Origin of the sequence: Ornithinibacillus gellani (genome assembly GCF_003730295.1) — a bacterium.
GTDB lineage: Bacteria > Bacillota > Bacilli > Bacillales > Amphibacillaceae > Ornithinibacillus_A > Ornithinibacillus_A gellani.
This window is the reverse complement of sequence record NZ_QTSZ01000037.1, coordinates 108,007-129,551: the sequence shown is the minus strand read 5'-3', so window position 1 is coordinate 129,551 and position 21,545 is coordinate 108,007. Positions and strand designations below refer to the sequence as shown.

Here is a 21,545-nt window from a genome sequence, read left to right as displayed (position 1 = left end):
TTTACAGAAAAACATGGTGATAATATGACATTGGAAAGACTGCAAAAAGTGATTGCTCAAAGCGGAGTCACTTCCCGCCGAAAAGCAGAAGCACTTATATTGGAAGGTAAAGTTAAGGTAAACCACAAGGTTGTGCAAACACTTGGAACAAAGGTAACCCCTAACGATGTAATAGAGGTAGATGGAGTGGAACTGGAAAAAGAAGCGCCTGTTTACTACTTGTTTTATAAACCCCGTGGCGTTATTTCAAGTGTTTCTGATGATAAGGGGAGAAGCGTAGTTACCGATTATTTACCAGAAGTGAAGGAACGAATCTTTCCTATAGGTCGTCTTGACTATGAGACATCTGGCATTTTATTAATGACAAATGACGGTGAATTCGCAAATTTGCTTATGCATCCGAGACATGAAGTTGATAAAGTCTATGAATTAACCATTGACGGCATCCCACGCAATAAAGAATTGCGAACAATCCTTGAAGGAATCAAACATCAAGGCGATTTATTAAAGGCAACAAACTATCGTGTCCAATCTATTGACAAAAAGAAGAACAAAATGCACTTGGAGATTACATTAAATGAAGGAAAGAACAGGCATATTCGACGAATGTTGGACCAGTTGGGTTATCCTGTTTCAAGGTTGAAACGTTTAAAATACGGTCTGCTAACACTTGATGGACTTACACTTGGACAATATCGCGCTCTTACACCAAAAGAAGTGAAGCAGATGAGAAATCTTGCGCTATCAATTGTTAAACATTAGACAAATTTACCACTGTGTATAGATGGTATAATGGCACAAGGAGTGATAAACGTGAGCCTTGATCAGGTAAGAAAAGACAAAAAAAATAAAAAGCGCAATCGTTTTATATTTAGAACCATTATATTGGCAGTTTTATTGGCAGCAGTCATTTTTGCACTTGTGTCGAATTTCCAAAAAGATAAATCCATCTACGGTGTAGGAGATGAAGCACCGGATTTTCAATTAACACAGGTCAACAAAAACAATGAAACTGAAACCATCAGACTTAGCGAACTACGTGGTAAAGGGGTCATGCTAAATTTCTGGGCGACATTCTGTAAGCCATGTGAAAAAGAAATGCCATTTATGCAAGAATTATATCCGGAATATAAAGAAAAAGGGATTGAAATTGTTGCCGTAAGCTTAGATGCAACACAATTGGTCATTGATAATTTTATCGAAAAGTATGGTTTAACCTTCCCAATACCACATGACAAATCAGACCGTGTCAGAGAGTTATACAAGATTGGACCGATTCCAAGTACCTTTTTTATCAGTCCAGAAGGTAAAATTGTAGACAAGGTAGAAGGAGCGCTTACATTAGAAAAATTAGAAGATTACCTTCAGAAAATCGAACCGAAATAAATTCCATTTAGAAGTATTGTGAGGGATTTACTTATGAAAAAAATAAAATGCGAATGCGGTCACGTAAACCCGGAAGGAACTGTCCTTTGTGAGGCATGCGGAAAACCAATCGAAGGGAATCAGCATATTGATGGAAATGACAAGAAAAAACTCTTAAATATGCGATATGACGGTAGTGCAAGACGTTCTCAAACCTATAATAAATCAATTATAGATAAAACATGGAATTTCTTTTCCTCTGTAAAGGTCGGGGTGTGGTTAATTGTTATTACATTAATCGCGTCTGCCGTGGGAACTATTTTTCCACAACAACAATACATACCAAGTGATGCCATTTCAAGAGATCCCGCGATATTTTATGAGGATCGATACGGTATTCTAGGGAAGATATACTACCAGCTGGGGTTCCATGATTTATTTGGATCATGGTGGTATATGCTGCTTGTTGCCATGATTGGTGTTTCACTCGTTATTTGTAGTATCGATAGATTTGTACCATTATACAAAGCATTGAAAATACAAAAAGCAAAACGACATGAAACATTTCTAAATAGACAGCGTTTATTTAGTGAAACGGAGCAAGTCAGCCCAGAGGATATTGAAAAGGTCAAAAACCGCTTAAAAAAGCAACGCTATAATGTAAGAGATGAAGATGGGTATATTTTAGCGGAAAAAGGAAGATTTTCCCGTTGGGGTCCATATGTCAATCATATAGGTCTTATCATTATCTTACTCGCCGCACTACTACGCTTCACACCCATATTATTTATGGATGAATACGTATGGGTGCGAGAAGGAGAACAAATTGTTATTCCAGGAACCCATGGTGAATATTATATTGAAAATAAAAAATTCACTTTAGAGACCTATGATGCAGATGATGAGAAATTTAAAGCAGCCATCGAAAAGCAAGGTGGTATGATTCCAAGTAATTTCCAAACAGATGCTATTATTTATAAAGATAATAATGCAGATGTCCCAGGGGCAGAGCCTGATTTAGAAAAGATAATTGAATCAGACATTCGAATGAACCAACCATTGAAATTTGATGGCTATACCCTTTATCAGGCAGGATATCAGGAAAATGAATTTACAAGTATGTCTTTTATCATTCATGAGACAGATGATGCTGATGAGCAAAAACTGGATGAATTTTCGATATCTTTAACAGAACCAAAAGCTGAATATGAGCTTGAAAATGGATTCCGCGTAAAAGTGGAGGAATATTTCCCGGATTATGTTTTTCAGGACGGGGAACCAGCATCCCAAACGAATTACCCGCGTAATCCGGCATTTGTATTATTAATTTATCCACCAGAAAGTGATACACCAGAGGTAAGCTTTATCGGAATCGGAAAAAACATTGATGCAACTGGAGAAAATAAATATAAAGTGAGTATTCAGGATTTCTCCATGCATAACGTAAGTGGTTTAACCGTAAAAAGAGATTATACCTTGCCATTCTTTATATTTGGAGCAGCAATTTTCATGATTGGTGTTATTCAAGGCATGTACTGGCAGCATCGAAGAATTTGGGTAAATCCAAAGGGAGATGGCCTTCTTGTTGCAGCACATACGAATAAGAACTGGTTTGGGGTTAAAAAAGATATTGAAAAAGCAATTGAAGGAACAAATATTAATATGGTAGTGGATCAACAAGAATTAGAGGAATAACTTGATCCATTCAGGGAGGTTTTTTAATGGGTGACCTATTGGGCCTAAGCAGTACGATGCTCTATGTTGCATTCGTTTTATATATCATCGCGACTGCTTTCTTTGGCGCAACAATAAAAGATAAAGGAAAAGGTAATAAAAAAAGTTTGTCCGGTAAAATTGGTATTACCTTAACCTTGATCGGTTTTTTAGCACAAATTGTCTATTTCATTACGAGATGGATTGCTAGTGGACATGCACCAGTGAGTAATATGTTTGAATTCATGACATTTTTCGGAATGGCGATGGTATTGGCATTTATTGTACTGTACTTTATTTATCGCTTATCTATTATTGGCTTATTCGCACTACCTGTTGCGATTATTGTGATTGCTTATGCAAGTATGTTTCCAAGAGAAATTTCACCACTTGTTCCATCACTTCAAAGCCATTGGTTGTATATTCATGTAACAACAGTAGCTCTTGGTGAAGGATTACTTGCTATTAGCTTTGTAACTGGACTAGCTTATTTAATTAAGAAAATCGATCAAACCGTACGCAGCAAACGTACAACTTGGTTGGAAATTGTTTTATACTCATTAATTCTATTTGTTGGCTTTAGTGTCATCTCAGTGACTTTTAGTATAATGAATTACGAAGCAACATTTGAATATCCTGTTGATAATAAAACACTAACATCAACTTATACGCTTCCACCTATTGCTGGACCAACAGATGGTGAGCTATTGACCAGTGATGCAATGACTCCGTTATTTGAAGCACCTGCTTGGATGCATGGTGCAGATGCGGGTAAAAAACTAAATACAATAATATGGTCATTTATTACAGGTTCAATCATTTATTTACTACTACGTTTGATTTTGCGAAAACGTCTTGGTGCGGCATTACAGCCATTACTAAAACGATCCAAGCTTGATTTACTAGATGAAATTACCTATCGCTCTGTAGCAATTGGCTTTCCGGTATTTACGCTTGGAGGACTGATATTTGCCGCAATTTGGGCGCAGATAGCATGGGATCGATTCTGGGGCTGGGATCCAAAAGAGGTATGGGCGCTCGTAACCTGGTTCTTCTATGCAGCTTTCTTACATTTACGTCTGTCAAGAGGCTGGCATGGCGAAAAATCAGCATGGCTTGCGGTAGGTGGCTTTGCCATCATCATGTTTAACCTTATTGCCGTAAATCTGATATTGGCCGGTTTGCATTCCTATGCATAATCCTTCCATGTAAATACAAAAAACAAGACATTCTATGTATTGCTTACGGGTGTCTTGTTTTTATTCTTATACTTTTTTTGTCGCTTCGTTTATACTAGTGAATAGAATGTTGAAAGGGGAATACGCATGGCAGAAGAAATTAAACTACTTGTTGTAGATGATGAAGATCGCATTCGCCGCTTGCTTCGTATGTATTTGGAGCGCGAAGATTATGTAGTTGATGAAGCAGATAATGGTAGCGATGCCTTAGAGCTCGCTTTAACCAATAACTATGATGTTATTTTGCTTGACCTCATGATGCCTGAAATGGATGGAATTGAGGTCTGTCAGGAGCTACGAAAAGAAAAAAACACCCCAGTGATTATGCTAACAGCAAAAGGTGAAGAAGCTAATCGCGTGCAAGGATTTGAAGTTGGTACAGATGATTATATAGTAAAACCGTTTAGCCCAAGGGAAGTTGTTCTACGCGTGAAAGCCTTATTGAGAAGAGCTACTGCTTCTAACTATTCTGAAGTAGACACACAAGCTAAGAATATTCTCGTATTTCCTCATCTAACGATTGATCATGATGCTCATCGTGTTACTGCTGAAGGAAAAGAAGTTAATTTGACACCAAAAGAGTATGAATTACTTTGCTTTTTAGCGAAAACACCTGATAAAGTATTTAATCGCGAACAATTATTAAAAGAAGTGTGGCAATATGAATTCTTTGGAGACCTACGAACAGTGGATACACATGTAAAGCGGCTTCGCGAGAAATTAAATAGCGCTTCAAAAGAAGCTGCAAAGATGATTGTTACAGTCTGGGGCGTAGGCTATAAATTTGAGGTGGAAACAGTCTAATGTTTTGGAGAAGTGTTGTCGGTAAGCTAGCAATAACCATTTTATTGCTAGTTTCTTTTGTCTTATTAATCCTGACGATTTTATTACTCGAGTTTTTTGAGAATTTCCATATTCAAGAAGCTGAAAAAGGTATGCAACAAACCGCAACAAAAGTATCTGTAATGGTGGAAAGTTACACAGACCGGGATTTGATTATTGATACAACCGAACGGGTAAAAGATCCAGCTAGTCGAATTATTATTATTTTTGATGACGGAACTTCTTGGGTTTCTGAAACGAGTGATGATGAGCTTGCCAAACTAGATGACCAATGGTTGGAAAGTGATTCTGATTTACGGAAGGTATTTACCGATCGAGCGGAAGTAAAAAAGCAGTTTTTGATGCCAAGTGAAAAAAAGGAAGCAATGATTGTTGGTACCCCAACGAATTCTGAGCATGGTGCTGTTTTTGTATACCAATCCTTAGAAGTCATCGATCAAACAAAAGCGGAAACAACCCATATCATCTTTTTAGCAGCAGGAATTGCAATTATTCTAACTACGATATTCGCATTCTTTCTCTCTACTCGAATTACATCGCCATTGATTAAAATGCGAGAAGCCGCGTTTGATTTGACACGTGGGGAATTTAATACGAAAGTACCGATTCTGACGCATGATGAAATTGGTGAATTGGCCATTGCATTTAATCGCATGGGTAGGCAGCTGAAATTCCATATTAATGCTTTAAGACAAGAGAAGGAACAGCTATCAAGTATTGTAAGCTCGATGGCAGACGGTGTTATCACCCTAAATCGCAATGGTGAAATGATTGTTACCAATCCACCAGCTGAACGATTTTTGGAAGATTGGTATTATGAAAATAATGTACCGATTACAGATAACAATAGCAAGCTGCCAAATGAATTAAATGAAATTCTACAAGAGGTTGTTCATAGTGAAAGTGAACGATTAAAAGAAATCAATTTACAAGGAAGAAGCTGGGTCATGATAATGACTCCATTGTATGATCAATCCTATGTCCGGGGTGCTGTTGCAGTTATACGTGACATGACAGAAGAAAGAAGATTGGATAAGCTGCGCAAGGACTTTATTGCCAATGTTTCGCATGAATTACGTACACCTATTTCAATGCTGCAAGGATATAGTGAAGCTATTGTAGATGATATTGCCGAATCAAAAGAAGAGAAAAACGAGCTGGCACAAATCATATATGAAGAATCATTAAGATTGAGCAGACTTGTTAATGAGCTGTTGGATTTAGCACGTATGGAAGCAGGTCATATTCAATTACATCAGGAGACAGTTTTGATTGAATCATATATTGACCGGATTATCCGAAAGTTTAATGGAATTGCGAAAGATCAGTTGATTACCATTGAATTTAGTAAAGAGATGTGTGTTCCAGAAGCCGATTTCGATCCAGATCGAATTGAGCAAGTATTTACCAATCTAATTGATAACGCACTCCGTCATACAGGGGAGAATGGAACGGTGCATATTCATGTAGAAAATAACGAAGATGCATTTCAAGTATCCATTCAGGATAGTGGCAGTGGTATCCCAGAAGAAGATTTACCATTTGTCTTTGAACGTTTTTATAAAGCGGATAAATCCAGAACAAGAAAAGAGAAGAAAAAGGGAACGGGTCTTGGCCTTGCCATCGTAAAAAATATCATTGATGCACATAATGGCACCATAACGGTAAAAAGTCTCGTAAATAAAGGAACTACTTTTACTTTTAGAATCCCTAAATAAAAAAGGACAGAGGTTGCTTTAATTATAAGCAGCTTCTGTCTCATTCTTCATGTTGAAAGGGATTCCCATAAAATGGTTGACTTGATACTTTAATAGAATCACTTGGACAACCTTCGTAAGCATCAAGAACATCATCTTCTAACTCCGTTGGAACAGATTTAATGCCTCCATTTTCATCTAACAGAACGTAGGAAAGACCTTCCTCATCATAATCAAATACATCGGGAGCATTTGCCCCACATGCACCACAGGCAATACATGTATCCTTATCTACAATAACAAATAAGTCTGCCACAATAAATACCTCACATCCTATGCACAAAAGCATGATGAAGCAGGTGCAATCGTGCAAACCAAAACATTAACGTTTATAATTTAATAGTATTACGATAACGTATTCTTTTCAACTAAAAATCTTTTCAATATAATCATATAACTTCGGATTTACGAATGGAGGGGGATGGATTGTTATTCAATGGTATTATCTTAACATGTACAGAAGTAATTAAAGACACACGTAGTAGTTCTGCTATTTACCATTTGTTAACGGGAAAAAAAGGAATCCAAACCGTACATGACGCACGGTTATTTGAATTAGAACGCTTTTATGGTATATATCCTGGTTTGGATAAAAAGATATTTACGGACCGAATGGATGATTTAACAACAGAAGGATATCTAATTCGATCCAAACAGGCTGATCATTCATATTTGCTTTCACCATTTGGAAAAGATTGGTTGATACATCATCAAGCAGGTTTACCATTTGATGATTATAATGGATTTTCTTATTCAAAGATGGACAATGAATTTTATCAGGGAATCCTGCTTCTCATTCAGACTTATACAAATAGTTATAAACAACATTTTTCCTTTATACCTTTGATTGATAACCGGGATGTAACTCAATCTATCAAAGCTATCTATCGTGTCCATAAAAAAATATCTGATGCTAAAATGCTCGAAGGATTGTATGATGAACTTCATCATGTATTACGAAAAACGAATCCATTAGCTGCTAAACTATTTGTAGATCGATTAACCGGCTATAAGGATTATGGATTAAGCATCAGCCAGCTCGCCATCGCTTATGATTTGAGTAAGGAAGATGTACAACTATTTTTAGTGGCTGTAGTACATCTTTTTATCACAGAAGTGAAGCAAAATAAACTACCTATTCTTTCACAGTTGCTGCAATACTGCTCAATGGAAACGTCCTTTATTACTGCCTCTGCAGAAAAAACCAATGCAATGATGCAACTCGGGATGACGATTGAGGAAATAGCGGAACGACGGAAGTTAAAGCAGAATACGATTTATGATCATATTGTTGAAATGGCCCTAATAGATTCCGATTTTTCAATCAAACCATATGTTAGTGAACATGAATTTCAAGCCATTGAATCTGCAGTTCATACATGCAAATCTTTAAAGCTAAAAACGATTAAAAAAGCGGTTGATCATCAAATAAGCTATTTTCAAATTCGATTAAGCTTAACTCGAATTCATTTATCCAAATCAGATGAAAGGAGGGAGGTTCATGACAAAACAACCGATTTCACTTGAAGCTGTTTTGCAACAGGAGATGGGACTAACGTCTTTTCGGATTGGTCAAAAAGAAATTATTTCGGATATTTTACGCGGGCAGGATGTGCTTGGTATTTTACCAACTGGTTCGGGAAAATCCTTATGCTACGAACTTCCCGCTAGAATCTTACAAGGTAAAGTGCTTGTTGTTTCGCCATTAATTTCCCTTATGATGGATCAAGTAAAGCGATTGAAAGCCAAACAATTTAAAGCAGCTGTTGCCATCAATAGTTTTATGGATTTCCCAACAAGAAAGGCTATTATAGAGCGATTAGATACATACAAACTTATTTTCGTTTCTCCAGAACAACTGCAAAGTCAATCTTTTATTAATAGGTTATTACAAATAAACATCGATCTATTTGTGATTGATGAGGCACATTGCATCTCACAATGGGGTCATGAATTCCGACCAGATTATCAACGATTGGGACCGATTATCACAGCATTGGACAATCCAGTGGTTCTAGCACTGACTGCAACAGCTACCAATTATGTACAGCGGGATATCCTAACGTCTTTAAACCGTCCCGATATTCAAAAGCATATTTATCCCATGGATCGAGAAAACATTGCTATTTCCATTCAACATGTCGAAAAAGAAGACGATAAAAATCAGGTTATCGCTTCTTACTTGTCTGCTCGACCTGTTCCTACCTTGATATATTTTACTAGTAGGATGATGACGGAAGAAGTAGCCTCCCGTTTGCTGAATCAGTTTCCACACCGCCGTATTGCTTATTATCATGGCGGTATGGATCAAGTGGATCGTATCTCCATCCAACAACAATTTATGAATGACCAAATTGACATTGTTTGTTGTACAAGTGCCTTCGGGATGGGAATTGATAAAAGTAATATAAGACTTGTCATACATTATCATTTTCCTTATCAGATGGAAGCATATATCCAAGAAGCTGGCAGAGCGGGGAGAGATGGACAGGATAGTGTAAGTCTTATCTTATATTCTAAAGCCGATGAAATACTGCCTAGAAGAATCATTCAACAAGAACTTCCCTCTGAGCAGGTCGTATCGGCTGCATTTCAAATCTTAAAGAATTATGCTGAACAAGGAATAAGTATCCCTCATTCATCAGAAGAAATTGAAACCATTTTTCAAATGAATGAAGTGCAATGGCGGTTTTTTTACTATCAGCTGGAAAAACATGATATTATAGTAAATAATGCGATTCTGTTTCACCATGAAACTTGGACAGATGCTTATCGTCAAATTCAATCCTTTATCCAAGAGCGCATACAATTAAAAGAAAATAAATTACAATCAATGCTTCAATGGGTGAATGAAACAGTCTGTCTACGTCAAACACTTTATTCTGTTTTTCAACCCACCTATAAGCAGCCAACTGGTCAGTGTTGTAGTAACTGCGGATTCGAGTTGAATAAATGGAATCCATCCATCAATAGCATAGAAAAAATTTTCTACGACAGCTGGGAAGAATCTTTACGCAGCAAATTGTTAATCGGAGCAGAATATGAAACAAAGTGAACTTATTCAACAATTATCTCCAAAGCAATTGCGTCAATCGCTCGTATATACGCAACTTATTTTTATTGTTGTGGCGATGGCGGCAAGCATATTTATATTTGATTCCATGACAAACTGGTTGAAATATATAAAGCTTATTCCATCAGAAATATTTTATTATGGAGTATTGCCTGGATTGATTATTGTAGGGATTGATTTCATTCTGATGACATTTGTACCGAAAAAGTATCAGGATGATGGTGGGTTAAATGAAAAAATTTTCACTGACCTTTCCATAGGTGGAATCTTTTGGATTACATTACTTATCGCTATATCAGAGGAATTATTGTTCAGAGGTGTCCTGCAAACCACTTTTGGTTATATGACCGCAAGCACGATTTTTGCATTGGTGCACTTTAGATATTTACGAAAGCCGGTATTGCTTATTTCAGTACTATTCGTTAGTTTTTATATCGGTTATTTATTTTTGTTAACAAATAATTTAGTTGTTACAATAACTACTCACTTTACAATTGATTTTTTATTGGGTCTTTGGATACGTTATACAAAGAGAGGTGTAGTGAACGTTGGTTGAAGATAAAGATAAAAGTCCGGATCAAGCGGACGAGCTACGCAAATTATTGGATGAAGTACAGCAATCAGCAAATGATGAAAAAGAATCGGAACAAATAAAGGAAGAAACTGAACCTACCTATTCAAGGGAAATTGATATTCTTAACTTACCGCCAAGAAGAGAGGTTCATGGTAATAATAATAGTAAAGCACGAATGACTTTTAATCGACCGCTGTTTCGATTGATTATCGTACTGTTATTAGTGATTGGATTCACTGCTGGTTTGTTTTATTTTTACGGAGATGAGATTTTAAATATATTAAACCAAATGAATTAAAATTCATTCCATGTATGGAATGTCATCTATTTGCATAGCCCATCCTTGACAGGGCATATTAGAAAACAGCTATTAATACTTATGTGATACATGTATTATTTCTTCTGATTGCGCTAATATGTGAAGGCATGACTAAAAGGCTTGATGACTTATTCTTACATATACAGGAGGAATAAACGCATGTATCTGATGGCAATAGGATTGACCGCGTTATGTTTAATGGGTTTTGCTTTCTATATGTTCTATATTGCTCATCACGATGTAATTGACGTACGAACAATTCGGGATCCTTTGTTGCCAGAGGCGTTTAACGGATTAACCATCTTTTTTATTTCTGATATCCATCGACGCAGCTTAAACATCAAAACAATGAATAAATTAAGTAGTATGCAGGTGGACCTTGTCATTATTGGCGGTGATTTAAGAGAAAAAGGCGTGCCATTTTCCAGAACAAAAGCCAATCTTCAATTGCTTAAACAATGGCAAGCTCCGATATATTTTGTTTGGGGAAATAATGATTATGAATCTGATTATTTAGTCCTTCAAGATTTATTGGAAAAAGAATCCATTCACATATTGGCCAATTCAAACGATATAATTGAACGACAAAATGAAACAATTCAATTCGTTGGGTTGGACTGTAGTGAATATCGTGAAGCGAGACTAGATCTAGCTGCTCCTAACATGATGGAGGACTATTCTATCCTTATTACCCATAATCCAACTATCTTGGATACACTTGATTCAACCAGAATGAGTAAGGTGAATTTGGTACTAGGCGGTCATACGCATGGTGGTCAAATTCGTTTTGGTCCGTTAGGCTATTATACAAATGGTGGTTTAAAGCATGTTGGCACCTCCACCGTATTTATTAGTGAAGGATATGGATACACTTTATTACCATTTCGACTAGGAACAAAAGCCGAATGCCATTTATTAACGCTAACGAATCAAGCCCAACCTAGGTTAAATGACGTTCAACAAATATAAATCTCGCATATAATATGCTAAGCTAAGCAATTAGCTTGTAGATGTATTGGAATGTAAGTAAGGTGTTAATTATTGACAGGTATGATTAGGGGGGATGCTATATGCGTATAGAACGGTTATCCAAAGATCAATTTACTATTTTCTTAACCTTTGATGACCTGGTTGACCGTGGCTTTACCAAGGAAGACCTATGGTATGATGTAAATGGTATCCAAAATCTATTCAGCGATATGATGTATGAAGCAAGTGATGAACTCGGTTTTGAATTAGAAGGGAAATTAATTGTTCAAGTTCATTTGATGCAAGCACAGGGAATGCATGTAACGGTCACCCAAAAGCTAGATGAATTGGATGTAGAAGAGGATTACATTGAAATGAAGGTTACATTAGACGAAAGTAAAGAGCTAATGTTCTCATTTCATGATTTTGAATATGTTATCCAAGTCGCCGCATGTTTAGAAACAATGCAATTACAAGGTGGTAGTGTATACCATATGGATGAACGCTACTATATGCTCCTGGAGGAAGCGGATTTCCCTTCAAAAAATAAGGATGACATTATTGCAGTCATGTCTGAATATGGTTCGCCAAGTATCATAACTTCTCATCGTTTGAAAGAATATGGTAAAGTCATTATGGACGCGAATGCGGTCAAACAAATTAATTCATTTTTTTAGAAATACATCAAAAAAATGGCTGTTCAGTCTTATAATAGGTTAAACATACTAAATTTGGAGAACATTGGAAGCTTTTGCCATAAATAATATGCAATTATTATCGGATATAATCACAAACAAGGAAGCGTTTTCAAACCGTGATGAAATCTCAAAAAGATTAACTTATTATATTGCATATTTATTATGAAGGTGTATACTAATCACTGAGCAAAGCTATTATAAAATCATTTAATCAGATACTCTAGGAGGTAAATTCATGGGAGCCGACAAAGCAGCAGATTCAACAAAAGGGGAAAATCAAAAAATGGATGTATTAACATCGACAAGAGCTGTTGTAAAAACCGCCTTAGAAAGGCTGGGTTATCCTGATGAAGTGTATGAATTACTAAAGGATTCTATCCGTATGTTGAAGGTTAGAATTCCAGTTCGAATGGACGATGGATCCATCAAAGTATTCACTGGTTATCGCGCACAACACAATGATGCGGTAGGTCCGACTAAAGGTGGGGTTCGTTTTCATCCAGATGTTACAGAAGTGGAAGTGAACGCACTTGCTATTTGGATGAGTCTAAAGGCAGGGATTGTTGATTTACCATATGGTGGAGGTAAAGGTGGTATCATTTGCGATCCTCGGGAGATGTCATTCAGAGAGCTGGAAGGCTTAAGTCGCGGCTATGTTCGCGCAATTAGCCAGGTTGTAGGACCAACAAAAGATATACCTGCGCCAGATGTGTTTACCAACTCCCAGATTATGGCATGGATGATGGATGAATATAGCCGAATAGATGAATTCAATAGTCCAGGATTCATTACGGGTAAACCTATTGTTCTTGGCGGTTCCCATGGTAGAGAGTCTGCAACAGCAAAAGGTGTAACCATTGTCATTAATGAAGCAGCCAAAAAACGTGGCATCGACGTGAAAGGTGCAAGGGTAGTCATCCAAGGCTTTGGAAATGCTGGTAGTTTCCTATCCAAATTCTTACATGATGCCGGTGCTAAAGTGGTAGGTATTTCAGATGCATACGGTGCATTACATGATCCAAATGGATTAGATATCGATTATTTACTGGATCGCCGTGATAGCTTCGGGACAGTTACCAAACTATTTGATAATACAATTACCAATAAAGAATTACTAGAGCTAGATTGTGATATTTTGGTTCCTGCTGCTGTAGAGAATCAAATTACTGCAGAAAATGCGCATCAAATAAAAGCAAATATAGTTGTTGAGGCTGCGAATGGACCTACAACAATGGAAGCAACAAAGATATTGACTGACAGAGGTATCTTACTCGTACCGGATGTTTTAGCATCTGCAGGTGGAGTAACGGTTTCCTATTTTGAATGGGTACAAAATAATCAAGGATATTATTGGACTGAAGAGGAAATTGATGAAAAATTACATGCATCTATGATTAAGGCATTTAATACAATCTATAATACTGCGGAGACACGCCGGGTTGACATGCGCTTAGCCGCTTATATGGTCGGTGTTAGAAAAATGGCTGAAGCATCCCGCTTCCGTGGCTGGATTTAATCATAGTATTTTCCCAATATATGTTGTTGGGACGTCGATTTGATAAAGAAAAAACTCTTATCTATGTATATCGATAGGAGTTTTTTCATTCTAATACACATATTGTACCACTAGATTAGAAGGAAGTGCGTCATCATGCAAGAAGAAAATGTAATTATTGTTGGAGCAGGACCTTGTGGGATGTCCTGCGCAATGGAACTGCAAAAACAAGGTATCAATCCATTAATTATTGAAAAAGGAAATATCGTAAATACGATTTACAATTTTCCTACTCATCAAACGTTTTTTAGCTCAAGTGAGAAACTAGAAATTGGCTCTTATCCGTTTATTTCGGAAAGACAAAAACCCGTTCGTAATGAAGCCTTAGCTTATTATCGTGCAGTTGCTCAAAGAAGTGATATACGGGTCCATTCCTTTGAATTGGTAAATGAAGTCATTCAGACAAGCACTGGATACCAATTAAAGGTTATTACAGGAGATGGGCAGCAAAAACAATATCAAGCAACATATGTTATTTTGGCTACAGGTTACTATGATCAGCCAAATTATATGGATATACCGGGTGAAGAATTGCCTAAAGTCATGCATTATTTCAAAGAGGCACATGCGTATTATCGGAAAAACGTTACTATCATAGGTGGTAAAAATTCTGCAGTAGATGCAGCACTTGAGCTTTATAAAGCAGGTGCAAATATTACAGTTCTTTATCGTGGAAATGATTATTCACCAAGTATCAAACCATGGATTCTTCCTGATTTTGACGCGCTTGTTAAGAAAGATCTCATTCATATGGCATTTCAAGCACATCCAACTGAAATTACAGCCGACAAAGTGATTTATCAGGTGAATGGGAAGACACATGAAGTAGATAATGATTTTGTGTTCGCCATGACTGGATATAAGCCTGATATCAAATTTTTATCAAATATTGGAATAACATATGATTCAAATACAGGAAAACCCACATTTAATGAAGCTACTTATGAGACCAACTTGACTAATTTATATATAGCTGGCGTCATTGCCGCTGGTTATAATAACAATGAGATTTTTATTGAGAATGGCAGATTTCACGGAGAAGTAATTGCCAACGATATTCTAAATAAAATGAAATAACCATCTATGAGTAAATAATGGGGTACTGAATGATATATAAAACAGGGTTAGATCATCAACGGATGAGCTTGCTCCGCTATTCTTAGGAAGACGAGTCTCTTATTATGAATAAAAAGGTCATGTTTCTTACGAAAAGAAAAACATGACCTTTTTTATGGTGAATTTCTTTCTTTATTAGCTGGGGCCGGTGCGGTAGATTGATGGACCGCGAAATTGCTCCAAAAAAATAGAAGGGAGCTGGGTCATAACTCAAAATATCAGTTAAAAAGACGAATAAACGACTGAATCAGCTCCGGGAATATACCTGGACCAATTGAAAATGCAATGCGCTTTTTCTGCGTTCGATACATCACTGCAGCAACCCTGTCCTGTGGGAACAAAGAGCCATATAAGACCCCGCAAAGCGAACCAGAAAATCGCGACGTCCTGGGGCTGCGCTTGCGCTCGTACCCGTAGTACTGTAAGCAAAGTATATTCCTGGAGCGAGGTATTCTACTTATGAATGGTTCGCTTGATGATTGGATAGAATTAGTTTTGTCTCAACTCCTGTTATTGTGTTTCACTGTATTTCTTTCTAGACGATATTTTGTCTGCATGTCAGAGCGGAGAAGAGTCAAAACTTAATAGGTTTTTTCAAATAAGTATTTTATTTCATTCATATTACTGGTCGTTTCCAAAACTGTTAACAGCTTTAAACGTGCTTTTGGGCCCGTTAATCCATTGGTGAAAATCACACCCATATCCCTTAGCTGTTTGCCACCACCCGCATAGGCATAAGTAGGCTGAACAATTCCCTGATAACATCTAGAAACAAGTACAATTGGAATTTTCTCTAATAGCATGTCCTGGATAGCAGGTAAAATTTGCTTTGGTAAATTCCCTTGCCCAAATCCTTCAATAACCAAACCATCAGGTTGTAAATTCTTCATTGCCTGCATAAAAGTTAAATCCATACCGGCAAAAGCCTTTAAAAGTATAACATTTTTATTCATTTCTTCTACTCGAAGTGTAGATGATCGGATTGGATGATGCTTATAAATAACTGAATCCTTCGTAAGCAAACCGATTGGGCCATATTGCGGGCTTTGAAACGTTGCAATATTGCTCGTTGCTGTTTTGGTGACATTACTTGCCGTATGCACTTCATCATTCATCACAACAAGTACACCTTTTTCCCTAGATTCCGCATTGATAGCTGTTCGAACAGAACTTATTAAATTGTATAGTGCATCCGAACCAATTTCATTACTAGACCGCATTGCCCCAGTAATAACCACTGGCTTATTTGTCTCTAAAACAAGATCTAAAAAATATGCCGTCTCCTCCAATGTATCCGTGCCATGCGTAATGACAAATCCATCATAATCATCCAATTTAGCTTCCACCAGCTTTGCTAATTCAAGCATATGCTTTGGAGTAATTTGGGGAGAAGGAAGGGAGAATACGTTATATTCATCTACATCAGCATATTTACCTAGTAAAGGCGTACTTGCGTGAAGTGGATGATCTTCTGTTGTTTGCTGGACGACACCTGTCTGCTTATTTTCAACCATAGAAATAGTACCACCTGTATGAATAATTGCGATTTTTTTCATCCAAAACACCTACCATTATTATTTTTATTTTCATTACCTCTATTGCATGGTACGATTAGTATAATAGACTCAGAAAGAGGTTTGCAGATATGTTTGCCATATTCTCAGCTGGAATAGCACCTGCACTAGCACTCTTGTCCTTTTTCTATTTAAAGGACAGGATTTCAGAGCCAATTCCTTTAATTATTCGTACATTCATTATTGGTGCACTGCTCGTTTTTCCAATCATGTTTATTCAATATACATTTACAACAGAAGGGGTGGATCAACACTTTATCCAATCCTTCTTTATTATCGCATTTACCGAAGAATTTTTTAAATGGTTTGTATTTATTTATGTCATTTATCATCATACAGAATTTGACGCACATTACGATGGAATAGTTTATGCTGTTTCTATCAGTCTTGGTTTTGCTACAGTCGAAAATATTTTATATTTGTTTGTCAATGGCATTGGCTATGCATTTACTAGAGCTATCTTCCCGGTTTCCTCCCATGCTTTGTTTGGTGTCATCATGGGGTACCATTTTGGTAAGGCAAAAATGCAGCCAGCATATCAGAAAAGAAACTTTTTACTTGCATTTCTAATCCCATTTTTATTACATGGTTCCTATAATTATATTTTAAAAGCGGTAGAAACCGATTGGCTCTTTATACTGATCCCATTCATGATTGTACTTTGGATATTTGGGCTACAGCGTGTACGATCAGCAAATAAATCCAGTTCCTATCAAAAACAGACCATGAAAAAACAAGCATAAATGATCTATGTATCTTTAGCGGCATCCTAAATGGCAGCATATAAACTGCTAATTTCGGATGCCGATTTTAGTTCAAGCGATTCCTTCCAAAATAAACATCCCTTACATGTATAAAATATAACATCTATCGAAAAATAGATAGCAGGAGCTTTAGGACAAAAGTGGGAGGAATAAGCATGAATGATCATAAAAATCCAATCATATTGCTACTCATGATAACCTTATGCATTGCAGTAACGACAGTGACTACAGAAAGACAAACCGTACATGCGTTTAGTCCACAGGTTATTCAACATGGAGCGGTTGGAGAAGATGTTATTGAACTGCAATCCAGATTAAAGTATATCGGATTTTATACTGGTCCAATTGATGGTATCTTTGGATGGAGAACATACTGGGCATTACGTAACTTTCAATATGAATTCGGTCTGGAAATAGATGGACTTGCTGGCCAAACGACAAAGAACAAATTAGTAAAGGCAACAAAATTTGATCGTAATTCTGTTCAAACAGAGCAGGAAAAATCGCAAGGAAGTAATCAGTCAAATAAAGCACCTGAAAAAGGCAATACAGGTAATACAACTTCCATTAACCAAACCCCACAGGGTTATTCCCAGAATGACATTGATCTAATGGCAAATGCCGTTCATGGGGAAGCACGAGGGGAACCATATGAAGGACAAGTGGCTGTAGCTGCTGTTATTCTAAATCGGGTAAACAGCCCAACTTTCCCAAATACAATTGCAGGTGTTATTTTTGAACCAAGAGCATTTACAGCAGTTGCAGATGGTCAGATATATTTAACACCCAATGAAACATCAAAAAAAGCAGTATTAGATGCAATTAATGGTTGGGATCCTACTGGTAATGCTACCTACTATTTTAATCCAGATACAGCAACATCGGCATGGATTTGGACTCGACCTCAAATCAAACAAATTGGCAAGCATATATTTTGTAAATAGAAAGGCGGTAATTTTATGTTTCGCTGGATTCTAATCTCCATACTGTCACTAGCAATTGCTGGTACTGCATTTTGGGGATATAAAGAGCATCAGGAGAAGAATGCAATACTCATTCAAGCAGAGAACACATACCAGCGCTCCTTTCATGAGCTTTCTTACCATATGGATATGCTTCACGATAAAATAGGGACAACGCTAGCGATGAATACCAAGGATAGAATTTCACCACAATTAGTTGAAATTTGGCGACTCACCTCGGAGGCTATGTCTAATGTCGGACAGCTTCCTTTAACCCTTTTACCATTCAATAAAACGGAAGAATTTTTATCTAACATTGGAAATTTCACCTATCGAACTGCTGTACGAGATTTAGATCAAGAACCACTATCCGATCAAGAATTAAAGTCTTTACAGAATTTATATAAACAGTCTGGAGAAATAAAGTCGGAGCTTAGACAAGTACAGAAAAATGTACTGGAAAATAATTTACGTTGGATGGATGTACAATTAGCTTTAGCGACGGCTGATGAACAAATGGATAATACGATTATCGATGGATTCAAAACAGTGGAAAAGAAGGTAGAAGGATATGCAGAAGCAAACGAAAAGTCGAACGTACTTGGTACTGTTTCACAAACCCATAGCTTTAAAAATTTAGATGAAAAGAAAATTTCTAAACAAGAGGCTTTAAAGCTCGGTAAATCTTTGCTAAATAAAAACACAAGCCAATTACAAGTCGTAAAAAGTGGAAAAGGAGCAGATGTTCCAACCTATACTATATCCTACGAAGATGATAATAAAACTGCTTATGTTGATGTTACAGAACAAGGGGGACATCCATTATCCTTATTAGTTTCAAGGGAAATTGGTAAACAAGAGCTAAGCCTACATGAGGGATTGGTTAAAGCAGAAGATTATATAAAGAAGCATAACTTTACAGATATGAAATTATTTCGCAGCTCCCAATATGATACGATTGGTGTTTATTCTTTCCTTCACCATCAGGATGGAGTAAGAGTTTATTCAGATGCCATTGAAATCAAGGTTGCATTAGATGATGGCGAAATATTAGGAATGGCATCTAGAAACTTCTTCATGAATCATACAAAACGTGATATCCCTAATCCAGAGCTTTCATCAGATGAAGCAAAAGACATGGTTAATCCAAATGTTACCATTCATGAAGAATATCTGTCCATTATAGATAATGATTTAGGTGAAGAAGTATTAACATATGAATTTCTAGGTACGATGGGAAATGATACCTACCGAATTTTTATTAATGCAATGGATGGCAGAGAGGAAAAAGTTGAAAAAGTTAGCAAGAGCGCAGCCAATGTCGCATACACCGGTATATTAACTCGATTAATTGGATAAAACAACCATTTAGTCATAAGGGAAGGTAAAAAGCCTTTCCTTATTTTCATTTTTCTGCAATAATAGGGATAAAGCATGATTAAAAATAATAATTAAGCCTTTTTACCCATTAACAAGGAGTGAAGTCTATGCAAATCGGTGCATCCCTGCAACTGGAAACTTTACTAGCTCATCCCTATGATAAACAAACCTTTCGTTCCAAAATAATTGAAAAAAATGAGCAATACATCTTTATCGATTATCCTTTTGATGAGTTAAGTAAAAGAACAAATTATTTTCCACGTCACGCTAGATTTATTGTTACGTATATCGATAAAGATCAAAGTATTTATCAATTTAAAACTTATATTGCAGGTAAAGCAAATCTACCCATACCAGCATTGGCATTGATGATGCCTGCACCAGAGGAAATTGAACGAATCCAACGCAGGCAATATGTTAGAATTGAAACCGCTGTAGACGTTGCTGTTCATTCGATTGGAGGAAATTTCGCGCCATTTAGCACCGTTACTGCGGATATTAGTGCAGGAGGATTGTCATTGATCGTACCTGAAGATAATGAAATTCCTCATAAAGATGCTTTGGATATCTGTCTCGTTATTCCGATGGATGGAGCTAACCCACATTATATTTACGCTAAGGGTGAGCATGTTCGTAGCTATGAACAATCCGTCCCATTAGCATCCATTAAATTTACTGCGATACATAGACAGGATAAACAACGAATTATTCGCTACTGCTTTCAAAAGCAGCGTGATGCAAGGCGAAAGGAAATGGGCAACACCTGAGATAGGATTGCTGTTACAAATCAGACAAAAATTATATTTCGAATCACAAAACGTAGTCCATTTTCTAGCAACGTATGGTATTATTTATAGTAGGAAGTCAATTGAACTTGGCGGATGCCAAGTTTTTTAAATGGTTTACCGCACTAAATGTCCAATGAAAGGAAAGGTCAGTGTTGATGAACAGAAATACAATCGCCATTGCAATCGATGGTCCTGCAGCTGCAGGTAAAAGCACAGTTGCTAAAATCGTTGCAAACAAGCTTTCATATCTCTACATTGATACGGGAGCCATGTATCGTGCACTTACTTTAAAAGCACTGCAGCATTCAATTGATTTGGAAGACGAAGCTGCATTAACTGAATTATTGCGTCATACAGAAATTGGATTAAAACAAACGGAAGATGGTCAACGTGTGGAAATGGACCAGCAAGATGTTACCCTTGAAATTAGGTCGCATGATGTGACAAACAGTGTGTCTTATGTGGCTAAGCACCCGCCAGTGAGAGAAATCATGGTTAAACGGCAGCAGGATTTGGCGGTATCACATGGCGTTGTCATGGACGGCCGGGATATAGGCACGCATGTTTTACCCCAAGCGGAACTGAAAATATTTTTAATCGCATCAGTGGAAGAACGTGCTCTACGGCGGCATAAAGAAAACCTGGAGAAGGGTTTTGCGTCGGATTTAGAAGAATTAAAAAAGGAGATTGAAGCACGAGATCGCATTGATTCGAATCGTTCCTCTGCACCACTTGTGAAAGCAGACGATGCAATTGAATTAGATACAACCTCTATGACGATTGACCAAGTGGCAACAGAAATTCTTAACCGAGCAAAGGAATGTATTCAACGGTGATCGTTACTAAAGTGCATGATG

Annotated in this window: 21 protein-coding genes; 19 read left to right on the top strand and 2 right to left on the bottom strand. The window is 37.0% G+C overall.

What is annotated here, in order from left to right; genetic code table 11:
- Positions 1 to 24 precede the first annotated feature (24 nt).
- The 6 genes from DX933_RS10995 (at position 25) to DX933_RS10970 (ending at position 6,877) form a co-directional block, all read left to right on the top strand.
- Positions 25 to 762: a pseudouridine synthase gene (locus tag DX933_RS10995; RefSeq protein ID WP_123316483.1), complete on the top strand. Its 738-nt coding sequence runs from the start codon at positions 25 to 27 to the stop codon at positions 760 to 762.
- 51 nt (positions 763 to 813) lie between these two features.
- Positions 814 to 1,386, top strand: coding sequence for a thiol-disulfide oxidoreductase ResA (gene resA, locus DX933_RS10990; RefSeq protein WP_123316482.1), 573 nt, complete (start codon positions 814 to 816; stop codon positions 1,384 to 1,386).
- Positions 1,387 to 1,419: 33 nt separating this feature from the next.
- Positions 1,420 to 3,060: a cytochrome c biogenesis protein ResB gene (gene resB, locus DX933_RS10985; RefSeq protein WP_123316481.1), complete on the top strand. Its 1,641-nt coding sequence runs from the start codon at positions 1,420 to 1,422 to the stop codon at positions 3,058 to 3,060.
- A 26-nt stretch (positions 3,061 to 3,086) separates the two neighbouring features.
- Positions 3,087 to 4,277, top strand: coding sequence for a c-type cytochrome biogenesis protein CcsB (gene ccsB / locus DX933_RS10980; RefSeq protein ID WP_123316480.1), 1,191 nt, complete (start codon positions 3,087 to 3,089; stop codon positions 4,275 to 4,277).
- 126 nt (positions 4,278 to 4,403) lie between these two features.
- The gene (locus tag DX933_RS10975; protein ID WP_123316479.1) at positions 4,404 to 5,120 is read left to right on the top strand and encodes a response regulator transcription factor; all 717 of its coding nucleotides are present in this window, start codon (positions 4,404 to 4,406) and stop codon (positions 5,118 to 5,120) included.
- Positions 5,120 to 6,877, top strand: coding sequence for an ATP-binding protein (locus DX933_RS10970; protein WP_123316478.1), 1,758 nt, complete (start codon positions 5,120 to 5,122; stop codon positions 6,875 to 6,877). The genes DX933_RS10975 and DX933_RS10970 overlap by 1 nt, the downstream gene beginning before the upstream one ends.
- Before the next feature lie 40 nt (positions 6,878 to 6,917).
- On the opposite strand, the gene DX933_RS10965 is transcribed toward DX933_RS10970, so the two are convergent.
- Positions 6,918 to 7,172 carry a ferredoxin gene (locus tag DX933_RS10965; protein WP_397316390.1) on the bottom strand — a complete coding sequence of 85 codons (255 nt, stop codon included), beginning with the start codon at positions 7,170 to 7,172 and terminating at the stop codon, positions 6,918 to 6,920.
- A gap of 170 nt (positions 7,173 to 7,342) precedes the next feature.
- Between DX933_RS10965 and DX933_RS10960 the strand changes: the two genes are divergently transcribed.
- The 8 genes from DX933_RS10960 to DX933_RS10925 all read left to right on the top strand — a co-directional run bounded on the left by DX933_RS10960 (position 7,343) and on the right by DX933_RS10925 (position 15,181).
- The gene (locus tag DX933_RS10960) at positions 7,343 to 8,443 is read left to right on the top strand and encodes a helix-turn-helix domain-containing protein (protein ID WP_190279495.1); all 1,101 of its coding nucleotides are present in this window, start codon (positions 7,343 to 7,345) and stop codon (positions 8,441 to 8,443) included.
- Positions 8,418 to 9,971: a RecQ family ATP-dependent DNA helicase gene (locus DX933_RS10955; RefSeq protein WP_123316475.1), complete on the top strand. Its 1,554-nt coding sequence runs from the start codon at positions 8,418 to 8,420 to the stop codon at positions 9,969 to 9,971. The genes DX933_RS10960 and DX933_RS10955 overlap by 26 nt, the downstream gene beginning before the upstream one ends.
- Positions 9,958 to 10,545 carry a CPBP family intramembrane glutamic endopeptidase gene (locus DX933_RS10950; protein ID WP_123316474.1) on the top strand — a complete coding sequence of 196 codons (588 nt, stop codon included), beginning with the start codon at positions 9,958 to 9,960 and terminating at the stop codon, positions 10,543 to 10,545. The genes DX933_RS10955 and DX933_RS10950 overlap by 14 nt, the downstream gene beginning before the upstream one ends.
- Positions 10,538 to 10,861 (top strand): hypothetical protein, encoded by a 324-nt coding sequence (locus DX933_RS10945; RefSeq protein ID WP_123316473.1) that lies wholly within the window; start codon positions 10,538 to 10,540, stop codon positions 10,859 to 10,861. The genes DX933_RS10950 and DX933_RS10945 overlap by 8 nt, the downstream gene beginning before the upstream one ends.
- 180 nt (positions 10,862 to 11,041) lie before the next feature.
- The gene (locus DX933_RS10940) at positions 11,042 to 11,851 is read left to right on the top strand and encodes a metallophosphoesterase (RefSeq protein ID WP_190279494.1); all 810 of its coding nucleotides are present in this window, start codon (positions 11,042 to 11,044) and stop codon (positions 11,849 to 11,851) included.
- 101 nt (positions 11,852 to 11,952) lie between these two features.
- Complete coding sequence (locus DX933_RS10935) at positions 11,953 to 12,528, top strand: genetic competence negative regulator (RefSeq protein WP_123316471.1); 576 nt, start codon at positions 11,953 to 11,955, stop codon at positions 12,526 to 12,528.
- Between the two features lie 304 nt (positions 12,529 to 12,832).
- A complete protein-coding gene (locus tag DX933_RS10930) occupies positions 12,833 to 14,065 on the top strand; it encodes a Glu/Leu/Phe/Val dehydrogenase (protein ID WP_397316481.1) in 1,233 nt (410 codons plus the stop codon).
- 135 nt (positions 14,066 to 14,200) lie between these two features.
- Entirely contained in the window at positions 14,201 to 15,181 is a 981-nt protein-coding gene (locus tag DX933_RS10925) for a YpdA family putative bacillithiol disulfide reductase (RefSeq protein ID WP_123316469.1), read from the top strand.
- Positions 15,182 to 15,801: 620 nt separating this feature from the next.
- Here the strand turns inward: DX933_RS10925 and DX933_RS10920 are convergent.
- Entirely contained in the window at positions 15,802 to 16,776 is a 975-nt protein-coding gene (locus DX933_RS10920; RefSeq protein ID WP_123316468.1) for an asparaginase, read from the bottom strand.
- An 89-nt stretch (positions 16,777 to 16,865) separates the two neighbouring features.
- Between DX933_RS10920 and prsW the strand changes: the two genes are divergently transcribed.
- The 5 genes from prsW (at position 16,866) to cmk (ending at position 21,524) form a co-directional block, all read left to right on the top strand.
- Entirely contained in the window at positions 16,866 to 17,537 is a 672-nt protein-coding gene (gene prsW, locus DX933_RS10915) for a glutamic-type intramembrane protease PrsW (protein ID WP_123316467.1), read from the top strand.
- A 176-nt stretch (positions 17,538 to 17,713) separates the two neighbouring features.
- Positions 17,714 to 18,502, top strand: coding sequence for a spore cortex-lytic enzyme (gene sleB, locus DX933_RS10910; protein ID WP_123316466.1), 789 nt, complete (start codon positions 17,714 to 17,716; stop codon positions 18,500 to 18,502).
- 15 nt (positions 18,503 to 18,517) lie between these two features.
- Entirely contained in the window at positions 18,518 to 19,879 is a 1,362-nt protein-coding gene (ypeB, locus tag DX933_RS10905; RefSeq protein WP_123316465.1) for a germination protein YpeB, read from the top strand.
- 128 nt (positions 19,880 to 20,007) lie between these two features.
- Positions 20,008 to 20,667: a flagellar brake protein gene (locus DX933_RS10900; protein WP_123316464.1), complete on the top strand. Its 660-nt coding sequence runs from the start codon at positions 20,008 to 20,010 to the stop codon at positions 20,665 to 20,667.
- 176 nt (positions 20,668 to 20,843) lie between these two features.
- Positions 20,844 to 21,524, top strand: a complete 681-nt coding sequence (gene cmk / locus DX933_RS10895; RefSeq protein WP_123316732.1) for a (d)CMP kinase — start codon at positions 20,844 to 20,846, stop codon at positions 21,522 to 21,524.
- The last annotated feature ends 21 nt before the right edge of the window (positions 21,525 to 21,545 follow it).

Excerpts from the sequence above, each read along its gene's own strand:
- cmk (WP_123316732.1), top strand. The coding sequence starts at position 20,844 with ATGAACAGAAATACAATCGCCATTGCAATCGATGGTCCTGCAGCTGCA.
- DX933_RS10900 (WP_123316464.1), top strand. The coding sequence starts at position 20,008 with ATGCAAATCGGTGCATCCCTGCAACTGGAAACTTTACTAGCTCATCCC.
- resB (WP_123316481.1), top strand. The coding sequence starts at position 1,420 with ATGAAAAAAATAAAATGCGAATGCGGTCACGTAAACCCGGAAGGAACT.
- DX933_RS10970 (WP_123316478.1), top strand. The coding sequence starts at position 5,120 with ATGTTTTGGAGAAGTGTTGTCGGTAAGCTAGCAATAACCATTTTATTG.
- DX933_RS10920 (WP_123316468.1), bottom strand. The coding sequence starts at position 16,776 with ATGAAAAAAATCGCAATTATTCATACAGGTGGTACTATTTCTATGGTT.
- DX933_RS10975 (WP_123316479.1), top strand. The coding sequence starts at position 4,404 with ATGGCAGAAGAAATTAAACTACTTGTTGTAGATGATGAAGATCGCATT.
- prsW (WP_123316467.1), top strand. The coding sequence starts at position 16,866 with ATGTTTGCCATATTCTCAGCTGGAATAGCACCTGCACTAGCACTCTTG.
- DX933_RS10995 (WP_123316483.1), top strand. The coding sequence starts at position 25 with ATGACATTGGAAAGACTGCAAAAAGTGATTGCTCAAAGCGGAGTCACT.
- DX933_RS10955 (WP_123316475.1), top strand. The coding sequence starts at position 8,418 with ATGACAAAACAACCGATTTCACTTGAAGCTGTTTTGCAACAGGAGATG.
- DX933_RS10930 (WP_397316481.1), top strand. The coding sequence starts at position 12,833 with ATGGATGTATTAACATCGACAAGAGCTGTTGTAAAAACCGCCTTAGAA.
- DX933_RS10950 (WP_123316474.1), top strand. The coding sequence starts at position 9,958 with ATGAAACAAAGTGAACTTATTCAACAATTATCTCCAAAGCAATTGCGT.
- ypeB (WP_123316465.1), top strand. The coding sequence starts at position 18,518 with ATGTTTCGCTGGATTCTAATCTCCATACTGTCACTAGCAATTGCTGGT.
- DX933_RS10935 (WP_123316471.1), top strand. The coding sequence starts at position 11,953 with ATGCGTATAGAACGGTTATCCAAAGATCAATTTACTATTTTCTTAACC.
- ccsB (WP_123316480.1), top strand. The coding sequence starts at position 3,087 with ATGGGTGACCTATTGGGCCTAAGCAGTACGATGCTCTATGTTGCATTC.
- sleB (WP_123316466.1), top strand. The coding sequence starts at position 17,714 with ATGAATGATCATAAAAATCCAATCATATTGCTACTCATGATAACCTTA.
- DX933_RS10925 (WP_123316469.1), top strand. The coding sequence starts at position 14,201 with ATGCAAGAAGAAAATGTAATTATTGTTGGAGCAGGACCTTGTGGGATG.
- DX933_RS10940 (WP_190279494.1), top strand. The coding sequence starts at position 11,042 with ATGTATCTGATGGCAATAGGATTGACCGCGTTATGTTTAATGGGTTTT.